Raw genomic sequence first — 25118 nt, 5'->3', positions numbered from 1 at the left:
ACAAGGGAAAATTCATTATTCAGTTGTTTAATCGTTGCCTGCCACTTTATCAAGAAGTCTTGCGGAAGTCCGCTTTGCTTCCCTTGTAGCATGGGCATAGACATTCATGGTGGTACTCACGTCTGAGTGTCCTAACAGTTCCTGCACATCCTTAGGCTGAGCCCCGTTGGATAAGAGGTTTGTCGTGTAGGTATGCCTCAGTGTGTGGAAATGGAAACCTTCAAGCTCCGGTACTTTTCTTCCTGCTGTCCGGCAGGCTGTTTCTATGGTTGCCGGAAGTTCCAGACAACCATCCTCCCTTAAGCATACAAAGAAGATTTCGGTGTAATCTTCCGGCACATTCTCTGTCATTCCCAAATGATAATACTCGTAATGCACCCGATTCTTTTCCATTACTTCTCTGTAAAAATTCCGCTGGTAGAGTTCCCCATACTGAAAACGGTTTTTGTGCTGTTCCTTTTTTGCATTCCTCAAAATATCTGCGAGGGTATCGCCAAAGTCAACAACCCTGATCTTTTTCCACTTTGTCGGACCGATTTCGTGCTTATGGGTAGCACCATTGTAGCGGATGCTCCTGCGTACAGTGAGATACTGTTCTTCAAGGTTGATATCCTGCCATGTCAGACCTGCTACCTCTCCAAGTCTGAGACCTGTAAAGTATGCTATCTGAACCGGAAGAATCGCATCCCCACTTCGTTTTCCAAGCTGTTCAATCAGTTTCCGGTACATTTCAAAGGAAAGCGGTTTAACCTTGTCTCTGTCTGTGGCTGTTTCATCCGCAAACAAATCCGTTTCTTCCTTTTTATGCCTCATCACCACATACTGCATTGGATTGAAGGTAATAAACTGTTTCGGAAATACCGCAAACCGGAATGACTGTTGCAATACTGCTGAAAATGACCTTACATAATCAATGGAATATCCTTTTGATATAAAATCTCCCACAGTGCCTCCAAATGAGAGCAAATCCATAAACTCCTGCAGGTGTACCGAAGTCACCGTTTTCAGTTTCCTTTTGCTGATAGGGTGTTGTTTGATTCTCCCAATTGTCTGAAGATAATTGCCAACCGTTCCATTACTCAATGTGCCTGTCTTTAATTCTTCCTCAGCCCACAGGTCAAGCAACTCTCCGAGTGTGATGTTTTCAGCCTTTGCAACAAACCGCTTGGCTTCATAATCCTCCATTGCCTGCCTCAACAGCTTTTCCGTCTCGCTTTTGTTTTCCGTACCTGCAAATTCCTTCTGCACCAGATTACCGCTTGCATCTTCCACATAGAAGCGGTAGTACCATTTCTTGCCTTTCTTTCTTACAGAACCTTTTGCCATAATCGTTACTCCTTTCGATATCGACAATCGGAACTGATGAAATGCTTTCTGCGTGTAAGTATATCATAACTCCGGTTGTCTAATCTATACCGGTTCGGAGTCTTTCTCTGAAAGAAGATTTGCAAGCCTTACGGCTGCCGTTTCGGGATTCTTGGAATAGAGCCTTACAATGTCGCCCATGTCGTTCAGTGCGTTTACCATATGGGTGATTTCCCTAAGGAACATAATCTCATTATATTCCTGATTGGATTCAAACCCCATTACTTTTGCGATTGTGGCATCTTCCGTATTCCCTTTAAAATTCTTACAGGCATATTGAAAGGAATCAACGAATAATTCGTATTCCTTCAACATCAGCAGCAGTAAATCTTTGGAAAAATCCGCTTCGTCTGCCTTCATATCATAAGGCAGTTTGGAGAGAATGGAAGTCATGGTATCACGAATCTGTAATTCCCTTTTATCCGTAACATCACTTGTCATTTCTTCCGTCTCGCCCTTCAGCCACTCCACTGATACATGAAGTGCTTCCGACAGACCATCCAGAACAAGCTTCTTGGTGTTGTCAATCGTTCCTGCCTCATACCGCTGTATGGTGGAAGCGGTAACTCCCATCTTTTCTGCTATATAAGGCTGGTTGACACCTAATTCCAGTCTGCGTTGTTTTGCCCTGCTACCGATTAACTTGCGTAATTCTTTATCTTTCATTCTGATACGCCTCCTTTTTCGGTATGGCTAAAGTATAACACAGTAAAAGTAGCATTGCAATATGCAAGTTAATAATTACTTTTAAAATTTCGTAACGCTTGACAAGAGGATATAAAAGTTATATAGTAGGCATAGTCACAAAATTGCATTATGCAATTCAAGAGGAGGTGTTTTAATGACAGAAGTGAAGATTGCACTGTCCATTGAGGAAGCTGCCGACTATACGGGTATCGGCAGAAATACCCTGCGGAAACTGGTAGAATGGAAAAAGCTTCCGGTATTGAAGGTAGGACGGAAAGTCCTTATCAAAACGGATATGCTTGAAAAGTTCATGACCGCCAATGAAGGCAGGGACTTAAGGGACAAAGGAAATGTCAGAGCTGTCACAAGAAATGTGACAAATTAAATAGGGACAGTCCTAAGACCATCCCTAAGGTATGTATCTGACCGAAGCCATGATATACCTACACGCAAATAGATTATACCATGTGCTTCCTCTAAGATACAACCGGAAATTTAAGAAGTGGGGAAGAAACTTTTTTATACAAGCCCTCGGCGTTTGAGAGCGAAATACACCCCTCGCACAAATCTTACGATTTGTACTCTGTGTATTTCGCCCTGCTGGGAGCTTCCGCCGACAGGCGGATATGTTCGTAGACAGGCTACCTATGTAGCCTACTCACTTTCACATTAGAAAGTTTCCCATCCTCATTTCTTGCAGCTTCGTACTTGGCAGATACGGAAAGGAGGAAGCACATGCCAAGAAATTCATTTATTCAGATGACGAAGCTCCACAATGTCCGGGGAAGAATTTATTATATTTCAAGCCCAAAGAAGCAGGAAAATCTGTATGCGGTATATGAAACCACAGACCGTAATTTTTGGACTGACCTTGCGAAATATAATCAGGCAGAATTTAAAAAAAGCGGTACGGAGGGGAAATGTATTGAAGCAAGGGAATTGATCATAGCCCTGCCGGAATCTTTTACGGAGTATCCTCCAGACAGACTGTTGCAGATATTTACAGACCATTTCAGACAGACTTACGGAACGGACTGTATCGCAGCCCTGCATCACAATAAGCGGAAAACCAACTATCACATCCATCTCATTTTTTCGGAGCGTACACTCTTGGAACAGCCCATAGAAAAGGTTGCCACCCGCAATATGTTCTATGACGAAAAGGGAAATCATGTACGCACCAAGAAAGAGATACTTGATGAAGAAGGAAATATCCGTAAAAGGTGTAAGGTGATTCACAAAGGTGAGGTATACGAAAGACAGATTTTCTCCATTAAGGATAAACACTTCAAGGCTGAAAATTTCCTTGATACCGTCAAGCAGGATTATACCAATCTTATCAATCAGTATGTGCGGGATAAAAGCCAGCGGTTAGAAGTTTTTGAGCGTGGCGGTATGTATCTTGCCACCAAAAAGATTGGTAAGAACAATCCGAAAGCCGCCGAGATTGAGGCAAACAACAGTAAACGCACCTTGTGGAATCAGACGGTTGACAGAGCGATTGTAACGGGTGTTTCCAAGTCAGAAATCATGCAGATAAAAAAGGAACGGATAACGGACAAGATTGTGGAATCCGTATGGCTTTACGGAAACAGACCGAATCTGTTATCTTCCATTATCGGTACTGCCATTGCAGTATTAGAACTGTTAATCTCCAAAGTATTTCTCAAAACTCTGGAGCTTGCAGATAAAGTAATTTCCAAAGAGCTTGAAGCAAGACCGGAGAACACAGATTTCAAAGAGCAGAAAGCTGTACCAGAAGAAAGCAGAAAGCAGGCAGATACACCAAAGCCTGCCATACCGCCAAGACCGCAGCCATCAACGGAAGCAGTTTCTTACAAGCACTTATGCGAGATTTATCAAAAGCTGCAGGAACAGAATAAAGCAATTTTTGCACTCGAGAAACAGCGAAGTGACCTTGAAATTGAACTGTCCGACAGCAAAGGTATCTTCAAAGCAAAAAGGCGTTCCGAGCTTTCAACGGAGATAGCCGGATTGGAGGAACGGATTGCAAGAATGAAAGTCCGCTTATCTCATATCGTAAAGGAATACGGGTATCCGAATGTGGAAGCCTTCTACAAGGCATTTCATAAGGCAGAGACAGCTTATGGGGATTATCAGGACAGCCTTAAGAATTGGAAACAACGGTATGGAGAAAAGCCGCAGTCTCTACACGATAGGCTTAAATCTAAGAAACAGGACATTAGGGAGCGAGAGTTAACAAGACCATATTCTCCACCAAACCGTGGAAGGAGTAGATAACAAACGAAAGGAGGCAATTGCCTCCCCTTCGTTTGTTATCTCTCCGTAAAGACTGGAATTTCACCCTCTCGCATAAAGATACAAATTATTTTTCTATTTCCTTATCATATATCTTTTTTGAGTATACCACAGTTACAATTGTTGCTAATAATAAATAAATCAACATAAAGATTGTGCCAGTCATCCCACTTGTAAATACGGTTGTAATGATAGTCAATAACCCCGTAATAATAATACATATTGCACCAAAGCGGTTACTCTTTCTCCATGTATTATCATTGTGCATACTCCAAACGGTTCGAACTCCCACTACTGCATTTCGTTTTGCCTTTGTCATAAAATTTCCTAATACAATAAATATAATACCACACAAAATACATGAAACTTTTGCAATGTCAATAACCGCATGTTCACCACCTGCATTTGCCTGTATCCAAGAAGAATAAAGAATAAAATAATGCATAATCCCGAACATGATTGCTTGCGAAATTCCTACAACACATAATACCTTTGCAGAAGATTTTGCCTCCATCTGTTCCTTTTCTGTATTTGCATTTTTTGATTTTTTCTCAAACACATAGATTAGCAAGTGCCAAAACAGTGTAATAAACAAAATAATTACCGGAAAAATAAAGCTTTCTGTTTTACTTCCCCATCTGTCAGTGTTTCCCTCCAAGTCATGATGCATAGGTATAATATCAGGCATAAACTGTAGTACAACACTTGTAACTACAACTGGTATCATTGCTACTATCCACATTACTTTTTTCATTCTTTTTTCCCTCCAAACTGGTTAACCCATATAATTAATTCATCGAAAACCGTAGTGTTGATTTCATAATAAACAAAGTTTTTCTCTTTATATTCAGATATCAAATCTGCGTTTTTTAATAATTTTAAATGATAAGAAAGAGCAGCCGGTGTGATCTGTAATTTTTCAGCAATCTCTCCAGCATTTAATCGCTCATTTCTCAACATCATAAGAATGGCTCTTCTCTGGCTATCTGCCAACACTTTAAAAATGTTAGTTTCTCTCATATCTTTTACCTATTTAAAAATCTCTTTAAATAGATTTTAGCATACGTTTTGTCTTTTTACAAGGACTATTTAAAAATATTTTTAAATAGAGAGGACACACTGAAAAATCAATGTGTCCTCTCTATTTACCTTAAGGCAAAATTCAAACATCTAGAAACTTAAGATTCCTGCCTCTTATTATGGAATAACCGTACGTTCTATATATTTTTCTGGAATTTTTAGTACTAGACCTCTATCATGATATTATATTAGCAAAATCACCACGTATCTAAACGATCCTCTGCATCAACCCATACTTGCATTTCTCCATCCAAGTATAATCTTGCATATTCTAATGGATTATCAATAGCCAAAGTATTCAACGAACACTGGGAGCCGGGAGTAGTTCTCAATCCTTCCTCTGCCTTATTGCAATCAATTCTAAGCACTACATTTTCAAACGTGGTTACATCTATGCTATTACATTGCGGATTATATCTTGCATAAATCAATCTCATATCTTATCTGTCCTTTCCTTAATTTTCTAAAAGTTTTGAAAGCATTTCAATCCGTTCTTCCTGCCATTTTCATTTCATGTTATAATTTGTTACTGGATTTTCTTTCCCTTAATTTTGCCCTTGTGAGCATTCGTAACATGAGGGAAAAGGATATAACACAAGGGAAAGCGTAAGGGCAAACTCACTCGCTACAAATTTAGCATTTTCAAGGGGTTGCGGACTTCACGAGGATAAGATATAACAGTTAATAAATGTTATGAATTAAGTCAAATCAAAACTGGAATTTGTTATTTATATCCTCTTAATAAATCTCTTTTGTTCTTTGTCATCTCTATATCCATTAGTCCTATAGAACTTATGCGCTTCAACTCGAGTGGTTCCAGAATTCAAACGAACAAAGTGAATATTTTTTTCTTCGCTCCATTGTTCAACAGCTTTCAATAACAGACTACCAATCCCTTTATGACGATATTCCTCAGCCACTGCCAAGCCCAGAATATTTACCATTGTATCATAATACAATACATCATACTTTTCTGCATGAACAAAGCCAACTACCATATTATTTATTTCCGCAATGAATACAATTTCTCTTGAATCATCCAATTTCTTCATTTTTGACTGCACTAATTCTATTCCGCAGGTATAGCCTAAATCCTCGCCACAAATCTTGCATATTGCAGCACTATCACTTGCCTTAGCTTTTCTAACCACAAACACTTATATCCTCCTATAAATTCCGATTTGTAAAACTGTTGCATTGATTATATCAAAGAATCATGCTTGCAACAATCTCCTTAAAACGAGAGGCAGGTGTGCCTCCTGCCCCTCAAAAGGAAAGGAAGGCGAAAAATATATAGTCAACTGCTGTTTCCAGCAGCTATGAATCGTTACTTACCATAGAAGTCATGGTTTACTTCTGCTTTATAGTAATTACTACATGTTACCGGAGCATTATACAGTGTCGTGAGCATATAGCTTCGTATGTTGCGTACCTTTGTAGTATTGTTGCGAAGGCATTCCAGCACATACTCCATCGTATGAAAATCTATCTTCCCCAATATGCTCCGAACAACATCATATGGGAAATCATATTTATTGATACGGATTAATGTCTGTTTAACCGCTATGGTCTCAACCATCAGCTCCACCAATTCGTTTATGTCCATCTTCTCTGTAGGATGGTCTGCTTTTTCATTTCTGCAATCTGGTTTGTGATTTTCTCGCTCATTCTATGTACCTCCTGAAAAGTATTCGCTTTCGTTGTGTACATATATCACTCTAAAGCACATAAATTGGAATACCACTACTGGAAAGATACACACCTTTTATTGTGTATCTTTCCAGTGGTTTTCTACTCTTCTCCATCCGTGCAGACAGCCTTTCCCATCGCAAGTTCCGCCACAATCTTGGCATATCGTTCCTGCTCACTTCCTTCGGAACCCGCCATTGCTTTCATATAAAATTCCAAAGCCTCCTCCCGGCTGTCCCATACTTCCTCATCGTTATAGCAGATGACTTTCACGGTATTCAGTTTTCTGCAGGAGTCCTCTCCATAGACAACCCCAAGGCAGCATCCGTTGTCCCAATGCACATGGATTGTACCTGTGTCATCCACCTCTGTAACAGTTCCCTTCGTGCCACTTGGAATATCTCAGTATGGGTCGTTCATGGAAATAAGTTCCACTCTTGAACCCGCCGGGTACTGTTCCTTTACCTTATTTACAACATCTCTTGGTGGGAAAAACATTACTGCTCGCCCCCTTTCTTCGCTCCTGCCTTGAATGCAGCCGAGCCATCCAGTTTTGAAAGAAGGATTTTTCTGTCTGCCTTGAATTCATCACCGATGAACCCAAGCCTTAAAAGGAAACATCTGAATGCGTATTTCTCATTCTTATTTTCCTTTGGCTTTGCGGTCACTCTCTTCTGCTTTTTACTCATCTCGCAAATGGCTGATATGAATTTAGTGTAGGCAAGTGCCTCTTCCGGCTTTACCGCTTCAAACCAAGGGAAGTTTACAACCTCGTCTTTTTCTTCAATGTGAACATTCTCGATTCCCAAGGCTTTCTTTATCAGTTCGCCTTTTGCTTCAAGCAGGCTTATTAAGTTTCCCATGTCCACTTTTTCAAGTGGTATGGAAACCGTAAGTCCAAGGCTCTCGCCCGTTTCTGCCCCTTTATTCGGCTCACTGTCGGGTTCTTCTGCCCCCTTTTCATTGTTGTTCCATTCTGCCGGGCTGACCCCTGTTGCCAAAACACAGGCATCAACAATCGGTGCAATCTCATCAAGGTCATCAAAATCTCCGAATTCCAATTCGCCATTCTTTCCTACCGTAAAGTTCCCAATTTCGTAGGCGCAAGAAGGAACTCCGAGGTATTTTGCCTTACCCCCGATTTCCTTCTCGATTGCCTGAACCATAGCTTTTCGTTTGTCCTTTGTTACATAAAAATGTAGTACCATGTTTTGTACCTCCTTATGATTTTTTTGGTATGTACATATATCACTCTGAAGGCACATAATAGCAAGCTATTTATTTCACATACCTCTTTAAAACATTGTCAAAACACACTTTATTGTAAATATGTAATAATTGTAATATAATAACTGTAAAAAATAAGATCAGGAGGTAATGCATATGCCATCACTTAATAAATTTGAAAAATCAATCGAAAAGATTAGTGAAATATTTAATGAAAAAATTGCCAACAACCCTTACTCAAAAGAATTAAGAATAATATTTAATGTAGGTTTACAGAGTGAGGATTTAGCTTTGTTTCCCAATATTCGTTCTGCATCATCTTGTTCTGATTACATAGAAAAATGGATTAAATGCTATGTAGATGCTACCCAAAACCCACCTAGCAAAAGAAAGGCATCTCCTAAAGGAAGTTGCAATGATCCTGCTTTAGAAAATATCGTATACTATGCTACTGGAGAAGAAAAAAAACAAATAAAACGTATGCTAGTATATCACAATCTTTTTATGAGTGCAGAAAATATTCAGGGTAACTTATTAGAAGAATACATTAACAATAATATACAGAAGTATGGTTGGGTATGGTGTAACGGAACCGTTCTTCAAGCAATTGATTTTTGCTCAATTGATGGAAGCGTACTTTTACAGATTAAAAATAAAAACAACACCGAAAACAGTTCATCTAGCAAAGTACGTAAGGGAACTACTATAGAAAAGTGGTATCGTCTTGGTTCTCGGAAAAGCAATGGCAAAATATTACCAGCATACAAATGGGATATACTTAATGATATAATTAATTCACATGTTATTACAGATATTAAACCAAATTGTAAAATGACTGAAGACGATTATCAAAATTTTCTAAAACAAATTATCAAGGCTAATTCTGATATCATTTCTGAAGAATAAAACATTTTGTGGCAACCAATCACTATGACGGTTGCCACAACATTGTATTAAATACTATTTTTTTCTACTTTTTTCCATTTCTTTTTTCATGAATTGCATCCATGAAATCTCATCGGTGTTCTTATATCTTGAATACGAGAAACCTGTATTTTCGTACTTTATTCCGTTCATATCATCAATAATAGTTTTTGCAATTGCCTCACCTAATTTTACTGGAACAGCATTACCAATTTGCTTATACTGATCCAAAATACCACCACAAACTTTCCAACTTTCTGGGAACTCTTGAATACTCTTGTATTCTTCAACACTTAATGGTCTGTCCTCTGTTGGATGAGCCAAGTCAGTAGCTGGCATTGTTGGATTAGTAACCAATGTTGGTGATGGTCTGCTATATGATAATCTTCTTAAAAATCCTGTCTTTCCACCACCCAAATAAAATGATTTTCCCAAAGCTTCCTTCTGTAAGTCTAACGGAAGATCTTTCCAATATTGTCCTTCTTTTAATATTCGATAGTATTTTAATCTTTTCTCTGGAAACTCAATAAAATGATGTTCTACATTCATTGGAAGATTATCATCAAACGCATCTCTCAATGTACGCCATGCTTTCAATCCATCAGTTCCTTCTTCATTATGTGTAGGTTGAAGGTAACTGACTTTACCTCCACCTAGTTTTCCAATAATAACTACACGCTCTCTAATTTGTGGAGCCCCAAAATACGCAGCATTATATAAATTAAATGAAACCGTGTAGCCAATTTCTTTCAATTTATCAAGAATAATCATCATTGCGCCCCCTTTAATAGGTTCTTCAATGTCTTTATACTTAAAAGGAGTTGACAATAGGCCTCTAACATTTTCAATAACAACATATGTTGGTTTTATTTCCGAAATAATACTTAAATACTTTAGAAAAACATTTCCTCGTTCATCATCAAATGCCTTTCGATTCCCAGCTGTACTAAATGCCTGACATGGTGGTCCACCAAAAATCACATCAACCTTTCTTCCTTCTGGTATCTTAGCCATTTTCAGAATCTCTTCTGCTGTAAAATCTGTAATATCTCCTATCAGTCCAATTTCAGGTTTATTTTTGGCAATAGTCATTCTGCAAGCCTTATTAAACTCACAAGCTAACAAAGCATCTATCCCACCATTTTTCATTCCAATATCTAATCCCATCGCTCCTGAGAAAAAACTCAATGCGACTATTTCCGGAATATCGTCACTCAACCGCTCATGATCATCCGGTTCAATTACCACGTCATTTTTTTCTATGTATTCATTTAAGTCTTCGATGGATGTCAACCATTGGTTTCCAACTCTTTCAGCATTAAGCATACCATTTTTTATAAGTAGTCTCACAGATTGAACAGTCACTTTTAATTTTTTTGCAACCTCACCTGCAGTAAGCAAATTATTAGTATCAATCATTGGTTTGTGCTATTTTCCTTTTCGAAAATTTTTATAGACCCATTATACTATTTTTCATATCTGTTTTCAAGTTACATATTTGTTTACTTTAGTGAGTGCATATCATATCACTTGTAATATTTTCAAAAGAATGTTTAATCAACTCACCTTCTGGTTTCAAATTATTTTCAAGATATTCAAGTAACAGGGAATCTTCAATATAATAATACATCTGTGGAACAACAAACCCTGGAAGATCATTTCTAAGTTGTTCCAGCGGAATCATATTTGTATTTTGAAAATTTGTAATTTCCATCGCCACCGTATGCATTTTCAAATAATTATCTATCCGTTCAACAGCCGCTTTATCATACGAAAATTTTTCCTTCCAAGACTCTATCATGACCTTGTTACTTAATGTCATAATACCGACAATTGCCTTAACAGGTGCACTCACATATAAATAAGCTTTAACCGTTTCATTAGGAAAAACACGTCTATGTTCATATATTTTTTCTCCTGACAATACCCTCTTATAGACATCTGCCTTGAAACTTAATAACATTGTTCTCATCGCATCTTTTCTCTTTCTTCGATTTCACTTCAAAACCATTATGATATCTATTCCGTAGCTACAACCCTACGATTTATCCATAATGTATCTTCAAGCCTACACTCCAATGGAAACATTTACTGTACAGATATGTTCCCGAGTTAAGCATTCTATATAAGACATAAACGAATAACCCAAGTATCAAAAGTACTTGAAAGCCTTATTTTAAGCCATTCTTCCATAGTTTCTATTTCACCCTTGACATCAATACTACACTCTCAACGGTATTACCTTTTTCCCACAAGACACCCTATTGTAACCTAATCTTTCTGTGAGATTGTTCCCAATCTCGGGAGATTATTTAAACTCACTGTCTCCAAAGTCTGCAACTGCTGTACTGTTAATTGACGCAGTAATTCCATTCGTTCTTTCTGGCTTTTCCCCCTGATTAATCAAAATAGCATTATAACTTTCCAAATTCGCAAGTACTAGTAGTTGATTCAGTGTTGCTACATCCCTCATGTTTCCTTTCACAGACGGATGTTCATCTTTCCATTGTTTTGTTGTCTTTCCCATAATCCCAGAAATTCTATAACATCTCGATTTCTCATCCAATTTTGTATTACTGCGGCCGGATCTTCGCTTTTATATCTGGCTATATCAGTCAATGAAATGAATTCATTTTCAAAGTCTTGCGTATAAATGCAAATATCTATTCCATTTGCATGAGGCGTATCTTTAATAACTTTTCCCATTGCACCGCACATCCTTCTCAAACAATCTATCCAAAATTTATTATAGTTACATTAACGACTATTTCTTCAAAGTATCTATAACAATCTCGCCTTTACTGAGTATCCTATCAACAGATGAAGACATAGTGTCTGTCATTTGTAAATATTCTTCAAGTTCAGATATAAGTGAAGAAATTGCTTTGTTTAATCTTCGCTCCATTCCCAAACATCCACGTAATACACCGATAAAACCTTCAATATTCTCATTGGAGCCATAAATTGCATTTTGCATATTCCCCAATGCAGTCATAGACTCACATAGATCTTCAATATTGTTCACATTCTGAGCATATTGATTGTCTAATAATGAAAGATAGCTATTTTCAACTATATCCCAATATTTGGACACTTCATTTACATGACTTTTTAATTTTCCTGCAAATATATCTATGGGACTAGAAAGTTTTCGACAAATATTTCTTACAAAACTTGCATCCACATTACCGCTTTGAGATTTTACACGATTAATCTCATTTGTAGCAGCATTAATAGATATATCCATTTCATCCATTTCATTCCCCATGGATGTAATTTCATTTGTCATTTTTGTTGAGTTTTCTACAATATCTGCAATATAATCAATGAAACCTTTTTCACCTTCATCATCAATTGTACCTTGAATACCACCGTTGCCTTCATCAGCCATATCTTTCGGGTTATTAATAGGAGAAATACTATTCTCACATTTGTAGAAATCAGGTATATAATCTGAAACAGGATTTCCATATTTCACACTATTGTCAATTGCACCAAATAACAATTTTTTCAGTTCTTCTATTAGTTTGGGCAATTTATTAAATTGCAAACTGTATTCGTTTGCACGATATGATTTTATATCAAATGGTAATTCTCCAAGATCTTGTGTAATAATAATTACCTTTTTATTCATAGCATGAGCTAGTCCTAATTCATAAAACACATTGGCATTGAGTCCTGTCAAATCAGCAATAATGACATCAGCTTGATGAATCCCTTCCACTATATCCTGTAATATATTCTGTTGGTTATCCAAATCTCCTGCATTTGTAAAATCAAAATCTTCTTTAAAAATTCTTTTCAATTCATCATACAATGCCAGAAAGTCTTCATTAAATGGTGTAATAACAAACACTTTTGGTTTACTTCCCATTCGTTTTTCTCCTTTCTCTCTTTTAAAAATTAGATCAAATTATAATAATTTAATGCGTCTTTAATTGCATTTACCTTTTCCTGTGTCGGATGCTTCCTTGTTTGCTTTAATCCCTCTGCCGCATTAGGTGCATCATACATCGGCAATCCCAATTCTCTTTTTACCTCTGCGATATATGCGGTCTGTACTTTAAACCCATATTTCATTTCCACATACTCTTGTATCAATTTATATGTAGCTTTTGGAGCAGGCTGATGTTGTTTTGCTCGCTCCACAATCTTATCCAGTGGTACTTTTCCCTCGCCTTCTCCAAATTCAACCGTTACATTAATATGGCTATCTGGTGATTTGTGGGACAAAAGAACACACCGTCTCCACATGCCCGCTATGGCAAAACTGATCCACGACCGCCACCTTCTTCGCCACATACCCCTTCTCCTGAAGTATTTTCACATCCCTAGCCAGGGTTGCCGGGTCGCAGCTCACGTAGACGATACGTTCCGGCGCCATATGGACCAGAGTATCCAGAAGAACCTGATCACAGCCCTTTCGTGGTGGGTCTACGACCACGACGTCCGCGTGGGAGCCGTCGCCACCTTTCTTATATATATCTGTAACGACTTCCTCTGCCTTGCCGACAAAGAACTCGGCATTTGTGATCCCGTTGATCTCGGCGTTGTGTCTTGCATCATCTATAGCCTGTGGAACGATCTCCACTCCGTATACCTTCTTTGCCTTCTGTGCGAGGAACAAGGATATGGTTCCTATTCCGCAGTACATATCCCACACAGTCTCGTCGCCTGACAGATCCGCATACTCCAAAGCCTTGTTGTACAGGACATTTGTCTGGACAGGATTTACCTGATAGAAGGACAATGGGGATATCTGATATTTGATGTCACCGATATAGTCCGTGATGTATGACTGTCCCCAGAGGGTTATGCACTTATCACCGAGTATACGGTTCGTATTCTCCATGTTGACATTCAGGCAAATGGATGTCATGCCGTCTATCTTAACCAGTTCATCTATCAAAATCTCACTGTGCGGAAGCTTGTTGCCATTTGTCACCAGACACACCATGATCTCCTTGGTGGTAAATCCAACTCTGATAAGGATATGTCTGACCAGACCTCTTCCAGTCTCCTCGTCGTAGGTCGATATGTGATTGTCCTCAATGAAGCTTCTGACAATAGCAACTATTTTGTCATTCACTGGCGCACCGATGGCACAGCTCTCTGTGTCTATGATGTCGTGGCTTCTTCCAGCGTAGAATCCGATGACAACATTGCCATTCTTGTCTCTGCCGACAGGGAATTGGGCCTTATTCCTGTAGTGGAATGGATTGTTCATGCCGTAGGCTGGCTTTTCCATGATGGCTTCCACGTTCTCCATCTTGCCGATTCTCTGCAGACAGTTCTTCACCTTGTTCCACTTGTATTCGAGCTGCTGCTCATAGGAAACCTGCTGCATGGTGCATCCGCCGCATCGTTTCGCCTTGTCGCACACCGGCTCCACGCGGTATGGCGATGGTGTGATGAGCTTCATCAATCTTCCGTAGGCTATGTTCTTCTTCACCTTGACGATCTTTACCTCCGCCAGATCGCCCACCACGGCATCCTTGACAAATACAGTCATGCCCTGAACGTGTCCAATGCCCTCTCCGTCATTGCCCATGTCCTCGATGAGCACTTGGTAATCCTCATTCTTGACGAGCGTGACTTCACCAGTATTTGCCGCATCCGTTCCGGATGTTCTAACAACTGAACTGGCATTATTCACTGCCTCCATGGTATTTTTTCTCTGCATACCATTTACTCGTCTATTGTTCTTAGGTCTCCTATTGTTCCTAATATCTGACATATACTATCTCTCTTCCTATTGCCGTTATTAATTATCCGACGTCTTCCTTATATTAGACTGCAATGCTCTGTTGAAGCCCAGCCAGCCATTGTTGTCCTTTGCCGCATCCAGCTCCTGGATAAATGTCTGGATCTTGGCGTCTGTGTTGTCCGCCATGGACAGTGCCAGAGCCTCGATGAGTGCCGGCTTCTTTGGTGAGCCGTACTCAAGCTCCCCGTGGTGAGCCAGTATGCAGTGCTCCAGCTCATTTGCCGCCTTTGCAGGGAAATTGTCTATGGTATTGATCTTATCGCGTATCATCATCGTTCCCATGACTATGTGTCCCAGAAGCTGACCTGCGTCTGTGTAGTCGTTCTCAGGGAACTTGGAGATCTCGTAGACCTTGCCAATGTCGTGGAGAAGTGCCGCTGTGATCAGCAGATCCCTGTTGAGCACCGGATAATATGTGGTGTAGTAGTCACACATCTTGGCAACTGCCAGTGAGTGCTCCAAGAGGCCTCCTATGTATCCATGGTGTATAGATTTTGCCGCTGAATGATTCTTGAATTCCTTGACAAATGCAGGATCCTCGGCGAAGAATTTCTTCAGAAGCACCTTGTAATAATCCTTGTCGAGTGATTCCACGAGAGCCATAAGATCCTTGTACATCTGCTCTATATCTTTCTTGGTACACGGCATATAATCAGCCTCTGAGTATTCTCCCTCATCTGCAATACGAATCTTCTTGATATTGAGCTGAAGCTCATTGTTAAATGATGTGACCTGACCATCCACCTTGATAAAGTTCTTTGACTCAAAGTGTCCTATCGCATTGCTCAGCTCCCAGACCTTTCCGGCTATACTTCCTGTCTTATCCACAAGTTCCAGGTTGTAGTATGTCTTTCCGGATTTTGTAGTTCCTGTCTGCTTGTTCTTGCAGAGATAGACATTTGATATCATGTCGCCTTCATTGAAATCTGTTATAAATACCATTTTTCTTTCCTCTTTCTATGCTTAATTATTATTGTATGCTTTAATTTTAATCATATATAAGAATACAATAGGCGGTTGTGAAAATCCAGTATTTACTGAACATTTCCACAACCGCCTATATTACTATATTCCCCCACATCACATCTTATCATACTCATGAAGCTTATCTGAAGCAGCCTTCCCATTCTTCCGTGATTCTTCCCTGTCAAGCTTTCTCACTCCAAACAGCCCCTTGATGACAAATGCGATTCCAACGCACAGTGTTCCAAGAATAAGTGTAAGCTCAAGTCCTGACATATATCTCAGTGAAACATTCAGTGAGATTATGATGCATACAAAGAATGCTATACAAAGTCCTGTGAACACAAGTCCTGTTCCCATGTTCGGCTTAACCAGAAGTGCGATAAATGCGATGACCAACAGTACAATAAAGATTCCTCCAATATTCACACCACCACCTATACGAAACAGTGAACTTAAAAGTCCCCAGTCGGACACGACGACATTCTTAAGAAACATCACACCGCCTGCTATCATCAATACTATCCCCAACAAAAACTGCAATAACTCTTTCATAACCTGTCTTCTCCTCTTCTTTTTGTAATACGTAACTCTCTCTTTGTCTTAAGTCATATATCGCTTTATTTTTCCCAGATCAAACTGTATTTTATAATATCAGCTTTGTGTTTCTCCCGCAACCACAGCCGCTGAATTAATCAGGGAAAATGTGCCTATTTCTACACCTGCAATATGTTGACGCTCTATAATTATAAGGGGTATAATCAATTATGTATGTGTAGAATTAGAGACTTTATGTATATTTAATTATGCTTTTCATGCACTTATCATGTTTAGTACCTATCCGATTCAAAATCTACATATTATATACATAAAATATAGAACACGACATTAAAAACAAATAAGGAACACTGAAAATGAATCTAAGAACATTAAGAGTTATAGAATACAACAAAATAGTTGAGATGCTGACAACATTTGCCTCATCACCCATGGCGAAGAGGAAGTGTCAGCGCATAAAGCCCCGCAAGGATCTCGCCATGATCGAGACGCTCCAGCAGGAGACAAGGGATGCCTTAAGGCGTCTGAACACCCAGGGCAATCTGTCATTTGCAGGACTTAAAGATATCGGGGCATCTCTAAAGAGACTTGAGGTCGAGGGTATCCTCACCACCGCTGAGCTGCTTGATGTGGCCAGCATGCTTGACCTGGCAGCCACCGCCAAGAGATACGGCGAGAACGAGGGCACCAGCATGACCGATACGAGAAGGCGCAGTCAAGAGCAGATCGAGGAAGAGAAAGCTTCCAACAAGATGCTCGGGCTCAGCATGAACCCGGATGGCACCACGTGCCCGGACAGCCTGCGCACGAGATTTCTGGAGCTCATGCCACTGGAGCATCTCTCCAGGGAGATCCACAGATGCATAATTTCTGAAAACGAATTCGCCGATGACGCTTCATCAGGTCTCAAGGCAGTGAGAAGGAACAAGCGCCTGACAAATGAAAAGCTGCACAACCAGCTTGCAAAGCTTGTCAGCGATACCAGCAAGCAGACCATGTTCCAGGATAACCTGGTAACCATGAGAAATGGCAGATACTGTATACCGGTCAAAGCCGAGTACAAGAACCATTTTCCCGGTATGATACACGACCAGTCGTCAACCGGTGCCACAGTGTTCATCGAACCTATGGCCATCGTGAACCTGAACAACGAGCTGAAGGAGCTGGACAATCAGGAGCTTGCCGAGATCGAGAAGATACTTGAATCACTCTCCGCCCAGACAGCGGCTGAGATAGAATATATCAAATACGACTTCGACACTCTGGCAGAACTGGACTTTATATTCGCAAGGGCATCATTTGCAAGAAGCTACAAGGGAACCGAACCGATATTCAACACCGATGGGATTGTCGATATAAAGCAGGGAAGACATCCGCTGCTGGAGAAGCACACCGTCGTACCTGTGGACATCAAACTGGGTGAGGACTACAACCTCCTCATCGTGACCGGTCCTAACACCGGTGGTAAGACGGTATCACTTAAGACTCTGGGACTCTTCTCACTCATGGGACAGTCCGGACTTCATATTCCGGCACTTGACGGTTCAAGACTGAATGTATTTGACGACGTATTTGCCGATATCGGAGATGAGCAGAGTATAGAACAGAATCTGTCCACCTTCTCATCCCACATGAGCAACATCGTGTACATACTGGATCACGTAACTCCAGGCAGTCTGGTCCTCTTCGACGAGCTGGGCGGCGGTACGGACCCTATAGAGGGTGCAGCACTTGCCATCGCCATCCTGTCACATCTGAACAACATGGGTGTCAGATGTATGGCGACCACACACTACAGTGAGCTCAAGACATTTGCCATGAGCACACCGGGTGTCGAGAATGCAAGCTGCGAATTTGACGTGGCAACACTCCAGCCGACATATAAACTGATGATCGGTATTCCTGGAAAGTCAAATGCTTTCGCCATAGCGAAGAAGCTTGGAATCGACGATAGCATCATCGAGAGCGCCAAGGCCAATATCGACAGCGATACAGTTGACTTTGAAACCCTGATTGCGGATCTTGAGAGAAGCAAGAGGGAGATTGAACAGGACAAAGCCGACATTGCAAGACTCAAGGAGGATGCAAAGCAGCTTCAGGAGCGTGCACAGATGAAAGACTCTGAGCTCTCCGACAAGAAAGCCGAGATTCTGGCAAAGGCACGTCAGGAGGCATCCGAGATCATAGAGGAGGCGAAGGCTGAGGCCGATGCCGCCATCAGGAAATACAACAAATGGACCACTAACCCGGCAAAGGCCGATGCAAAAGCGATGGAGGCCGAGAGACAGAAGCTCCGCGCGAAGATCAACGACCTCGGCAAGATGAACGAGGAGAAGCGCAAGACAGTGAAGTCAGACCACAAGGCATCTGACTTCAAGGTTGGCGATACAGTACATGTCATCAGCATGGATTCTGAGGGAACCATCACCGCACTGGCTGACTCCAAGGGCAAGCTCAAGGTCCAGATGGGCATAATAAGCGCATCTCTTCCACCTACAGATCTCCTGTTGGTTGAGCACGAGAAGAAGAAGCCGCAGAAGGCCACAGTCACAGGTGGCAAGAGCATGAACAGGATGATGAATATCAAGCCTGAGATAAATGTACTCGGTATGACGGTCGACGAAGCCACATCACTTGTGGATAGATTCCTTGATGATGCCCTTATGGCACATCTGCACAGAGTCACCATCATCCACGGAAAAGGCACCGGTGCTCTTCGAAAGGGAATACATCAGTTCCTGAAATCACAGCCACATGTCAAGTCCTTCCGTCTCGGAGAATTCGGAGAGGGTGATGCGGGAGTCACCATAGTGGAACTTTAAAATAATGCTTCAACAATGAAATCGGTGTACGCCTTCGGATTTTTTACAAACTATATTATTATAAATTTACTGGGAGGTTTATATATATGAGCAAAAATAATATTCTCATCGTTGACGACGACGAGAACATCGCAGAGCTTATATCACTCTACCTCAACAAAGAGTGTTATGAGACCGAGATAGCCGCAAGCGGAACGGAAGCTCTACAGTTATTTGAAGAATATTCGCCTGATCTGGTTCTCCTGGATGTCATGCTTCCGGGAATGGACGGCTACCAGGTGTGTACAGAGATAAGAAAGACCTCGAACACGCCTATCATCATGCTCTCTGCCAAGGGTGAGGTATTTGACAAGGTGCTGGGGCTTAAGATCGGTGCAGATGATTATATCGTCAAGCCATTTGACTCAAATGAGCTGGTGGCAAGGGTCGGCGCCCTTCTCAGAAGGTCAGCCATGACTGAGAGTGCACAGAAGCAGCCACAGAGCGCAGCTTACGATGTCACAAGTGCGGACCATGTAGGTACATTTGTGGAGTATGACGGGCTGGTCGTAAATATCTCCAACTACACTGTAACCTTTGAGGGACACAATCTCGAGATGCCGCCAAAGGAGCTGGAGATCCTCTACTTCCTCGCCAGCAGACCAAATCAGGTATTTACCAGAGAGCAGCTTCTGGACAAGCTGTGGGGATACGAGTATGTGGGCGACACGAGGACCGTGGATGTACATATCAAGAGACTTCGTGAGAAGCTGAACAACAATCATAACTGGAGCATTGCCACTGTATGGGGCATAGGCTACAAGTTTGAATGGAGATCATAATGAAGAAAACAGCATTTGACAAGATCGTGGTCGGATTCGTAGTGCTGGTTGTGATCATATTTGCACTGCTCATGGTGTACAGTATATCAACAGCACAGAATTCTGTTCTCTCAGAGCGCAAATCCACCATGAAGAACGAGATCACAATGCTTGCCGATGGCGCCATGACTGATTACAGCAACGGAACCATTGACAGCAAGGAATTATACAAGGAGCTTCAACATGCGGCGGATACCCTGGACATGGGAATCTGGCTCACCGATGAACGCAGCAACATTATTTTCAGGTCGGGAAGCTCTTCAGGAAGCAGTGAATCCGGTGGGTCTTCCAAGGATTCAGATTCACACAGCAGCACAAATGACAACCTCAAGAATTATGTGGAACCGGATGAATTGTTTGCATCATTCTGCTTCGAGGATACATTTGGCGGCTATTTCTCGGAGGACACTCTGGTGATCGGCCAGCCTCTCTACTCGTGGAACAATTACATGGGAACTATCATCCTGACATCACCTATGACATTCAAGCAGGATATAAAGAGCAGGATGCTTTCAACGACATTTGTGCCATTCCTGATCCTCCTGCTGATCGCCATGATCGCGCTTATGCTCATGTCAAACAGCCTGCTCAAGCCTATACGTGAGATCATCAAGACGTCCAAGTCATACGCCCAGGGTAACTTCAATGCCAGGGTAAATGTGACCGCGAAGAACGAATTCGGCGAACTTGCGAGATACATGGAGGAGATGGCAGATGAGCTGAGCCGTTCAAATGAGTACAGGAAGTCATTTATATCAAATATATCCCATGACTTCAGATCGCCACTCACATCCATCAAGGGTTACATAGAGGCCATGCTGGACGGCACTATTCCACTGGAAAAGCATGAGAAGTACCTCGGCATAGTGTTAAATGAGGCACAGAGACTGACCAAGCTGACACAGGGACTTCTGGAGCTGAACAACTTTGACTCATTTGACCTGCAGCTTGACAAGTCCAACTTCGATATCAGGGATATCATCACACCGACCATCAACACATTTGAGAAAAGGTGCAAGGACAGGGGAATTTTCCTGGACAGCGTCTTTCTCACGGACAACACCGTGGTATATGCCGACAGGACCAAGATACAGCAGGTTATATACAATCTGGTTGACAACGCCATAAAGTTCACTCCTGAGGGCAGGCAGATCAGGGTTCAGGTGACTGAGAAAGACAACAAGATATATACAAGCGTCAAGGATGAAGGCGTGGGAATTCCAAAGGATGCCCAGAAGAAGGTATTTGAGAGATTCTACAAGACAGATCCAAGCCGTGGCAAGGACAAGACCGGAACCGGACTGGGACTGGCCATAACCAAGGAGATCATCAAGGCTCACGGCGAGCAGATCACCCTCACATCCGAGGAGGGCGAGGGAAGCGAATTTATCTTCTCCCTTCCTAAGGAGAAGGATATGCAGGTGCCTATCAAGCCTGTGCATGTCGAGCACACTGAACACCACTCCGATACAGACATATCATCGTCCGGCGTGAAGAGCAATGGCAAATTCAGGATCAAGGATTCATAACATATCGCAGAATATTAAAGCCCGGGTATTACCCCAGAGAATGTCTCTGTTGTAATACCCGGGCTCTATTTATTTCACTTTACATTTTCTACCATCTATCCACACATTTTTCACCTGTGAAACATCTATCGGCTTAGTGAAGTTCAACTCCATTCTCTGTATGCCGTCGCCATCACCGGTCTTGCCGATTCCATATACTACATCTTTTAATTTTTTATTGTCTGTCATCTCAATTATTATATTCTCCAGCGATTCATCATCGACCGCCGCATTTTCAGCAATGTCAATGGTTATGCCCTTTGTATTTATTGTACATTTTTCAATGCCATCTATGCCGGATACATCCACACTATGTCCCTGCATATCATCCTGAACCTTAAACTGTAAGGTCCAAGGGCCATCCACCTCGTCTGCTACATAGGCGACCGCGCCATCACTTGATTTATTTTTGTTGAACAGGGTAATGCTGTTACATCTCATGGTGATTACATCCCCCACCTTGTATGCATTTTTCTTTTTTAACTTGTATACAATATCAGACATTGTCTGCTTGTTCGTGAGCGAGATTCCATCGCCAGGAGCCGTGCTGCCCGCATATTCACTGACGATGTTCGCACCGCCTTCTATTATCTGCATCTGAGTATCAAAGCTCTCATATTTTTCTGTGTCAAAGTCATCGTATGTAATCACCATCGCAATGTTGACCTGATCGCCATCCACTGCTACCTTCTTCAGATCAAAGCTTACTTTTGCATCGGACTCGGTTATCACCTTTACACTGCCCTTATACTCGTTATTTATGTAGCTCTCGTCCACATATTTTGATGGAATAACACTTCCTGTCTCCCTGCTCAGGCTGTCAAAAAACCATGCCAGCGAGCCGTTCTCTGCCGCATATGTCAGTCCGCCTCCCGACAGGATCAGAACAGCCGCCACTGCCGCTGCCGCCGTCTTCCATCCATGATTTCTTCCGGTTTTCCTCGCCTTCACCTTGTGCCTGAGCCTCTTCACACAGGCATCCTTCTCTTCATCCGACATATCCATGGTCTCAATGTCCACATTTACATCGTTCATAACATCATATACATTTCTGTCTTTTCCGTTTTTCATGATCATTCACCGCCTTTATACTTGTTTCAATCGACTTCTTGCTCTGGACATTCTGCTGTAGATAGATGATGAAGATACCCCATAATCTTCCGCTATCTCATCTACACACTGGTCATCCCAGTAGTACCTCAGAATGATGTCCCTGTCTTCATCCGACAGACCACTCAGCAGCTTTTCCATGCTGTCCGATATATCCTCATCGAGTATCTCCAGCAGGTTGTCATTTGCAAGCTTGCTCTCATAGTCTGCTATGTCTTCCTCCGAACATCTTCTGCTGTATCTTCTCAGATAATCTATGGATCTGAATCTTGCAATTGCCGTTATCCAGCTTCTGAACGAGCCTTTGCTCTCGTCAAATCTGTCTATATTGTTCCATACATCCAGAAACACATCGTCCATGCACTCTTCAATTTCCTCCGGCATGCCCGAAAGATTCTTGTACACAGCGGCTTTCACCTGCCCGCCATATTCCTGAACCACAAACTCCAGAGCTTTCTCATTATGCCGTTTCAGCTTCGATATATAATTGTTCCTAGTTACTATATCATTCACCTCCCCGTGTGTTTCTAATATATATTCCGATCAAAATCTGTGTTTTCTTGCAGTAAAAGCGATTTTTTTATAAAAAAGCTGCCAGTTTTTTGAATTATACTGACAGCCATCTCTTTAATTATTATATTTGTTATTCATTTCCTTTACAGCCTCACCGATCTGGGCTCTGAGCTCTGTGGGATAAATGACCTCCACCGAGGTTCCATACTGCATCGCCCAGTGCGCCATCGCCTGACGGCTGCACACAAGCCGAACGTAAGTTACATCATCCTCAGTCTCCCTGAAGCCTTCGTACTGTCTGGCTATATTTTCATCGACCACATCAAAGTTTCTTCCAAACCAATCCACCACATCCGATATGGCAGCCTTTCTGACACGCATCACTATGGTCACCGGCTCATCGGCAAACATATAGATATGCTCAGCCATATGCTTTGGAAGGTTGAGTCCATGCTCCATTCCCTTTACCTCTGTGCGGTTCTTCACAGGCCTGTCAACTATCTGGACCTGTGTCATCTTATCCACTCTGTAATTCGACAGATTGTCATACTTGTCGTAATTGCAGATGAGGTAATACTTTCCGTCATTCGCCACCATCTGATACGGATTGACTACGTACGGCTCCTCCCGCCTCGGATGAAGCTTCTTGTCCTCACCATAATTATTGTAAACAAATGATATCTGCTTCTTCTCAGATATGGCATCGTCTATCATTCCCACGTTGAACAGTGTCTGCTTGTTGCTGGTGTGCTCGAGACCCGGAAGACTGCTCACATGCGTCATCTTGTTTGTAAAATATATATTTGACAGACCTGCTATCTTGTCTATGAGCTGACTTGCCTGACCAGCCGGTATGGTCTTGGAGAACAGGATACTGTCTATCATCATTCGAAGCTCTGCATCGTCAAACTCGTGGTTGTAATACCAGTTCGACGTGAGTATCTCCTTTGTGCCATCCTTCTTTTCTCGCTCAGTCTCGGTGTACTCAATGTCATAGCCATAATCCACCAGACAGTTGAGATTTGCCTTTACGGATTTTCTGTCCACAGTTATATCATAATCCTCTTTGAGCTTCGCAATGATATCCTTCTGATCCATGGTGTGGTCACAGTCCGTATATTTCTTCAGTATATCCAGAATGCATATGTTCAGCATCTTTTTTCCACTTGTAGGATACGCCATGTATATTCCCCCTCTATCACTACATGTCCCAACTAAGACGATGTAGATTTCCCGCTTCCTCTAGACCTGGGAAATCATTCTGTCTGAGTGCTTCATACAGCACTATTGCCACAGAGTTGCCCAGATTCAGTGAACGAATGTCTGGGAACATCGGAATCCTGATAGATGTATCCTTATAATCAACCAGGATCTCCTCAGGTATACCCGCGCTCTCCTTGCCGAACATGATGTATGCGTCATCCTCAAACTTCACATCTGTATACTTCTTCCTGGCTTTGGTTGTCGCCATGTATATCTTTGCTCCGGGATTCTTTGCAAGGAAATCCTCGAAATTCACATACGTTGTCACATCCAGCTTGTCCCAGTAATCAAGCCCGGCACGCTTCAGCTGTTTCTCATTTATCTGGAAGCCCAGCGGCTCTATGAGATGCAGTCTTGCGCCTGCTGCCACACATGTTCTTCCTATGTTGCCTGTATTGGCCGGGATCTCCGGCTCATGTAATACTATATTTAGCATACTACT

Annotated in this window: 24 protein-coding genes and 3 pseudogenes; 6 read left to right on the top strand and 21 right to left on the bottom strand. The window is 41.7% G+C overall.

All coding sequences use genetic code 11. The features are described 5' to 3' along the window. Positions 1-27 precede the first annotated feature (27 nt). Both ARA78_RS06230 and ARA78_RS06225 read right to left on the bottom strand, forming a co-directional pair. Positions 28-1326, bottom strand: a complete 1299-nt coding sequence (locus tag ARA78_RS06230) for a tyrosine-type recombinase/integrase (RefSeq protein WP_012744117.1) — start codon at positions 1324-1326, stop codon at positions 28-30. Between the two features lie 84 nt (positions 1327-1410). Further along, a complete protein-coding gene (locus tag ARA78_RS06225) occupies positions 1411-2031 on the bottom strand; it encodes a helix-turn-helix domain-containing protein (protein ID WP_055280234.1) in 621 nt (206 codons plus the stop codon). Positions 2032-2206: 175 nt separating this feature from the next. Between ARA78_RS06225 and ARA78_RS06220 the strand changes: the two genes are divergently transcribed. After that, positions 2207-2437, top strand: coding sequence for a helix-turn-helix domain-containing protein (locus ARA78_RS06220; RefSeq protein WP_005604346.1), 231 nt, complete (start codon positions 2207-2209; stop codon positions 2435-2437). 350 nt (positions 2438-2787) lie between these two features. Continuing rightward, positions 2788-4314 carry a MobA/MobL family protein gene (locus ARA78_RS06215; RefSeq protein ID WP_055280233.1) on the top strand — a complete coding sequence of 509 codons (1527 nt, stop codon included), beginning with the start codon at positions 2788-2790 and terminating at the stop codon, positions 4312-4314. Between the two features lie 85 nt (positions 4315-4399). On the opposite strand, the gene ARA78_RS06210 is transcribed toward ARA78_RS06215, so the two are convergent. The 7 genes and pseudogenes from ARA78_RS06210 to ARA78_RS06180 form a co-directional block, all read right to left on the bottom strand. Then, entirely contained in the window at positions 4400-5086 is a 687-nt protein-coding gene (locus ARA78_RS06210) for an SdpI family protein (RefSeq protein WP_015534090.1), read from the bottom strand. After that, positions 5083-5352, bottom strand: a complete 270-nt coding sequence (locus tag ARA78_RS06205) for an autorepressor SdpR family transcription factor (RefSeq protein ID WP_015534091.1) — start codon at positions 5350-5352, stop codon at positions 5083-5085. The genes ARA78_RS06210 and ARA78_RS06205 overlap by 4 nt, the downstream gene beginning before the upstream one ends. A 257-nt stretch (positions 5353-5609) precedes the next feature. Beyond that, complete coding sequence (locus tag ARA78_RS06200; RefSeq protein WP_055280232.1) at positions 5610-5849, bottom strand: DUF6061 family protein; 240 nt, start codon at positions 5847-5849, stop codon at positions 5610-5612. Between the two features lie 291 nt (positions 5850-6140). Beyond that, positions 6141-6569 (bottom strand): GNAT family N-acetyltransferase, encoded by a 429-nt coding sequence (locus ARA78_RS06195; RefSeq protein WP_199669335.1) that lies wholly within the window; start codon positions 6567-6569, stop codon positions 6141-6143. 170 nt (positions 6570-6739) lie between these two features. Next, a pseudogene (locus ARA78_RS06190) lies at positions 6740-7030 on the bottom strand (DUF6017 domain-containing protein); the annotation flags it as partial. Positions 7031-7380: 350 nt separating this feature from the next. Then, positions 7381-7599, bottom strand: a pseudogene (locus tag ARA78_RS14550) (DUF4314 domain-containing protein); the annotation flags it as partial. Further along, a complete protein-coding gene (locus tag ARA78_RS06180) occupies positions 7599-8309 on the bottom strand; it encodes a hypothetical protein (RefSeq protein ID WP_055272226.1) in 711 nt (236 codons plus the stop codon). The pseudogene ARA78_RS14550 and the gene ARA78_RS06180, both read right to left, overlap by 1 nt. Positions 8310-8484: 175 nt before the next feature. On the opposite strand from ARA78_RS06180, the gene ARA78_RS06175 reads away from it, so the two are divergent. After that, on the top strand, positions 8485-9234 hold the full coding sequence (locus tag ARA78_RS06175; RefSeq protein WP_055272225.1) for a SinI family restriction endonuclease: 750 nt from the start codon (positions 8485-8487) through the stop codon (positions 9232-9234). A gap of 54 nt (positions 9235-9288) precedes the next feature. Here ARA78_RS06175 and ARA78_RS06170 read toward each other — a convergent pair whose 3' ends face one another. From ARA78_RS06170 to ARA78_RS06135, 8 genes and pseudogenes are all read right to left on the bottom strand, one after another. Beyond that, positions 9289-10671: a DNA cytosine methyltransferase gene (locus tag ARA78_RS06170; RefSeq protein ID WP_055272223.1), complete on the bottom strand. Its 1383-nt coding sequence runs from the start codon at positions 10669-10671 to the stop codon at positions 9289-9291. Between the two features lie 88 nt (positions 10672-10759). Then, entirely contained in the window at positions 10760-11224 is a 465-nt protein-coding gene (locus tag ARA78_RS06165; protein ID WP_055272221.1) for a hypothetical protein, read from the bottom strand. Between the two features lie 299 nt (positions 11225-11523). After that, positions 11524-11958, bottom strand: a pseudogene (locus ARA78_RS14545) (hypothetical protein). Positions 11959-12016: 58 nt separating this feature from the next. Further along, on the bottom strand, positions 12017-13126 hold the full coding sequence (locus ARA78_RS06155) for a nucleoside 2-deoxyribosyltransferase (RefSeq protein WP_055280230.1): 1110 nt from the start codon (positions 13124-13126) through the stop codon (positions 12017-12019). 29 nt (positions 13127-13155) lie between these two features. Then, positions 13156-13485: a hypothetical protein gene (locus ARA78_RS14085; RefSeq protein WP_070097463.1), complete on the bottom strand. Its 330-nt coding sequence runs from the start codon at positions 13483-13485 to the stop codon at positions 13156-13158. Further along, complete coding sequence (gene rlmD, locus ARA78_RS06145) at positions 13463-14989, bottom strand: 23S rRNA (uracil(1939)-C(5))-methyltransferase RlmD (RefSeq protein WP_207641795.1); 1527 nt, start codon at positions 14987-14989, stop codon at positions 13463-13465. The genes ARA78_RS14085 and rlmD overlap by 23 nt, the downstream gene beginning before the upstream one ends. 27 nt (positions 14990-15016) lie before the next feature. After that, positions 15017-15961, bottom strand: a complete 945-nt coding sequence (locus tag ARA78_RS06140; protein ID WP_022216953.1) for a 3'-5' exoribonuclease YhaM family protein — start codon at positions 15959-15961, stop codon at positions 15017-15019. A 138-nt stretch (positions 15962-16099) separates the two neighbouring features. Further along, on the bottom strand, positions 16100-16537 hold the full coding sequence (locus tag ARA78_RS06135) for a hypothetical protein (RefSeq protein WP_022216954.1): 438 nt from the start codon (positions 16535-16537) through the stop codon (positions 16100-16102). Positions 16538-16896: 359 nt separating this feature from the next. Between ARA78_RS06135 and ARA78_RS06130 the strand changes: the two genes are divergently transcribed. From ARA78_RS06130 to ARA78_RS06120, 3 genes are all read left to right on the top strand, one after another. Beyond that, positions 16897-19362, top strand: a complete 2466-nt coding sequence (locus ARA78_RS06130; RefSeq protein WP_055280229.1) for an endonuclease MutS2 — start codon at positions 16897-16899, stop codon at positions 19360-19362. Between the two features lie 86 nt (positions 19363-19448). Continuing rightward, entirely contained in the window at positions 19449-20183 is a 735-nt protein-coding gene (locus tag ARA78_RS06125) for a response regulator transcription factor (RefSeq protein ID WP_015534659.1), read from the top strand. Further along, the gene (locus tag ARA78_RS06120) at positions 20183-21751 is read left to right on the top strand and encodes a HAMP domain-containing sensor histidine kinase (protein ID WP_242849672.1); all 1569 of its coding nucleotides are present in this window, start codon (positions 20183-20185) and stop codon (positions 21749-21751) included. The genes ARA78_RS06125 and ARA78_RS06120 overlap by 1 nt, the downstream gene beginning before the upstream one ends. Positions 21752-21820: 69 nt before the next feature. Here the strand turns inward: ARA78_RS06120 and ARA78_RS06115 are convergent, their stop codons facing one another. From ARA78_RS06115 to trmL, 4 genes are all read right to left on the bottom strand, one after another. Beyond that, the gene (locus ARA78_RS06115) at positions 21821-22861 is read right to left on the bottom strand and encodes a hypothetical protein (RefSeq protein WP_055272210.1); all 1041 of its coding nucleotides are present in this window, start codon (positions 22859-22861) and stop codon (positions 21821-21823) included. A gap of 15 nt (positions 22862-22876) precedes the next feature. After that, positions 22877-23413, bottom strand: a complete 537-nt coding sequence (locus ARA78_RS06110; RefSeq protein ID WP_055272207.1) for a sigma-70 family RNA polymerase sigma factor — start codon at positions 23411-23413, stop codon at positions 22877-22879. A 114-nt stretch (positions 23414-23527) separates the two neighbouring features. Continuing rightward, positions 23528-24595, bottom strand: coding sequence for a WYL domain-containing protein (locus tag ARA78_RS06105; RefSeq protein ID WP_055224063.1), 1068 nt, complete (start codon positions 24593-24595; stop codon positions 23528-23530). Between the two features lie 19 nt (positions 24596-24614). Further along, entirely contained in the window at positions 24615-25112 is a 498-nt protein-coding gene (gene trmL / locus ARA78_RS06100) for a tRNA (uridine(34)/cytosine(34)/5-carboxymethylaminomethyluridine(34)-2'-O)-methyltransferase TrmL (RefSeq protein ID WP_022216959.1), read from the bottom strand. Positions 25113-25118: the final 6 nt, after the last annotated feature.

Origin of the sequence: Coprococcus eutactus (assembly GCF_001404675.1) — a bacterium.
Taxonomy (GTDB): domain Bacteria; phylum Bacillota; class Clostridia; order Lachnospirales; family Lachnospiraceae; genus Coprococcus; species Coprococcus aceti.
This window is presented reverse-complemented; position numbering and strand designations above follow the sequence as displayed.

What these genes read in the sequence shown, in the direction of transcription:
- ARA78_RS06230 (WP_012744117.1), bottom strand. Translation starts at nt 1,326, where the DNA reads ATGGCAAAAGGTTCTGTAAGAAAGAAAGGCAAGAAATGGTACTACCGC.
- ARA78_RS06225 (WP_055280234.1), bottom strand. Translation starts at nt 2,031, where the DNA reads ATGAAAGATAAAGAATTACGCAAGTTAATCGGTAGCAGGGCAAAACAA.
- ARA78_RS06220 (WP_005604346.1), top strand. Translation starts at nt 2,207, where the DNA reads ATGACAGAAGTGAAGATTGCACTGTCCATTGAGGAAGCTGCCGACTAT.
- ARA78_RS06215 (WP_055280233.1), top strand. Translation starts at nt 2,788, where the DNA reads ATGCCAAGAAATTCATTTATTCAGATGACGAAGCTCCACAATGTCCGG.
- ARA78_RS06210 (WP_015534090.1), bottom strand. Translation starts at nt 5,086, where the DNA reads ATGAAAAAAGTAATGTGGATAGTAGCAATGATACCAGTTGTAGTTACA.
- ARA78_RS06205 (WP_015534091.1), bottom strand. Translation starts at nt 5,352, where the DNA reads ATGAGAGAAACTAACATTTTTAAAGTGTTGGCAGATAGCCAGAGAAGA.
- ARA78_RS06200 (WP_055280232.1), bottom strand. Translation starts at nt 5,849, where the DNA reads ATGAGATTGATTTATGCAAGATATAATCCGCAATGTAATAGCATAGAT.
- ARA78_RS06180 (WP_055272226.1), bottom strand. Translation starts at nt 8,309, where the DNA reads ATGGTACTACATTTTTATGTAACAAAGGACAAACGAAAAGCTATGGTT.
- ARA78_RS06175 (WP_055272225.1), top strand. Translation starts at nt 8,485, where the DNA reads ATGCCATCACTTAATAAATTTGAAAAATCAATCGAAAAGATTAGTGAA.
- ARA78_RS06170 (WP_055272223.1), bottom strand. Translation starts at nt 10,671, where the DNA reads ATGATTGATACTAATAATTTGCTTACTGCAGGTGAGGTTGCAAAAAAA.
- ARA78_RS06165 (WP_055272221.1), bottom strand. Translation starts at nt 11,224, where the DNA reads ATGAGAACAATGTTATTAAGTTTCAAGGCAGATGTCTATAAGAGGGTA.
- ARA78_RS06155 (WP_055280230.1), bottom strand. Translation starts at nt 13,126, where the DNA reads ATGGGAAGTAAACCAAAAGTGTTTGTTATTACACCATTTAATGAAGAC.
- rlmD (WP_207641795.1), bottom strand. Translation starts at nt 14,989, where the DNA reads ATGTCAGATATTAGGAACAATAGGAGACCTAAGAACAATAGACGAGTA.
- ARA78_RS06140 (WP_022216953.1), bottom strand. Translation starts at nt 15,961, where the DNA reads ATGGTATTTATAACAGATTTCAATGAAGGCGACATGATATCAAATGTC.
- ARA78_RS06135 (WP_022216954.1), bottom strand. Translation starts at nt 16,537, where the DNA reads ATGAAAGAGTTATTGCAGTTTTTGTTGGGGATAGTATTGATGATAGCA.
- ARA78_RS06130 (WP_055280229.1), top strand. Translation starts at nt 16,897, where the DNA reads ATGAATCTAAGAACATTAAGAGTTATAGAATACAACAAAATAGTTGAG.
- ARA78_RS06125 (WP_015534659.1), top strand. Translation starts at nt 19,449, where the DNA reads ATGAGCAAAAATAATATTCTCATCGTTGACGACGACGAGAACATCGCA.
- ARA78_RS06120 (WP_242849672.1), top strand. Translation starts at nt 20,183, where the DNA reads ATGAAGAAAACAGCATTTGACAAGATCGTGGTCGGATTCGTAGTGCTG.
- ARA78_RS06115 (WP_055272210.1), bottom strand. Translation starts at nt 22,861, where the DNA reads ATGAAAAACGGAAAAGACAGAAATGTATATGATGTTATGAACGATGTA.
- ARA78_RS06105 (WP_055224063.1), bottom strand. Translation starts at nt 24,595, where the DNA reads ATGGCGTATCCTACAAGTGGAAAAAAGATGCTGAACATATGCATTCTG.
- trmL (WP_022216959.1), bottom strand. Translation starts at nt 25,112, where the DNA reads ATGCTAAATATAGTATTACATGAGCCGGAGATCCCGGCCAATACAGGC.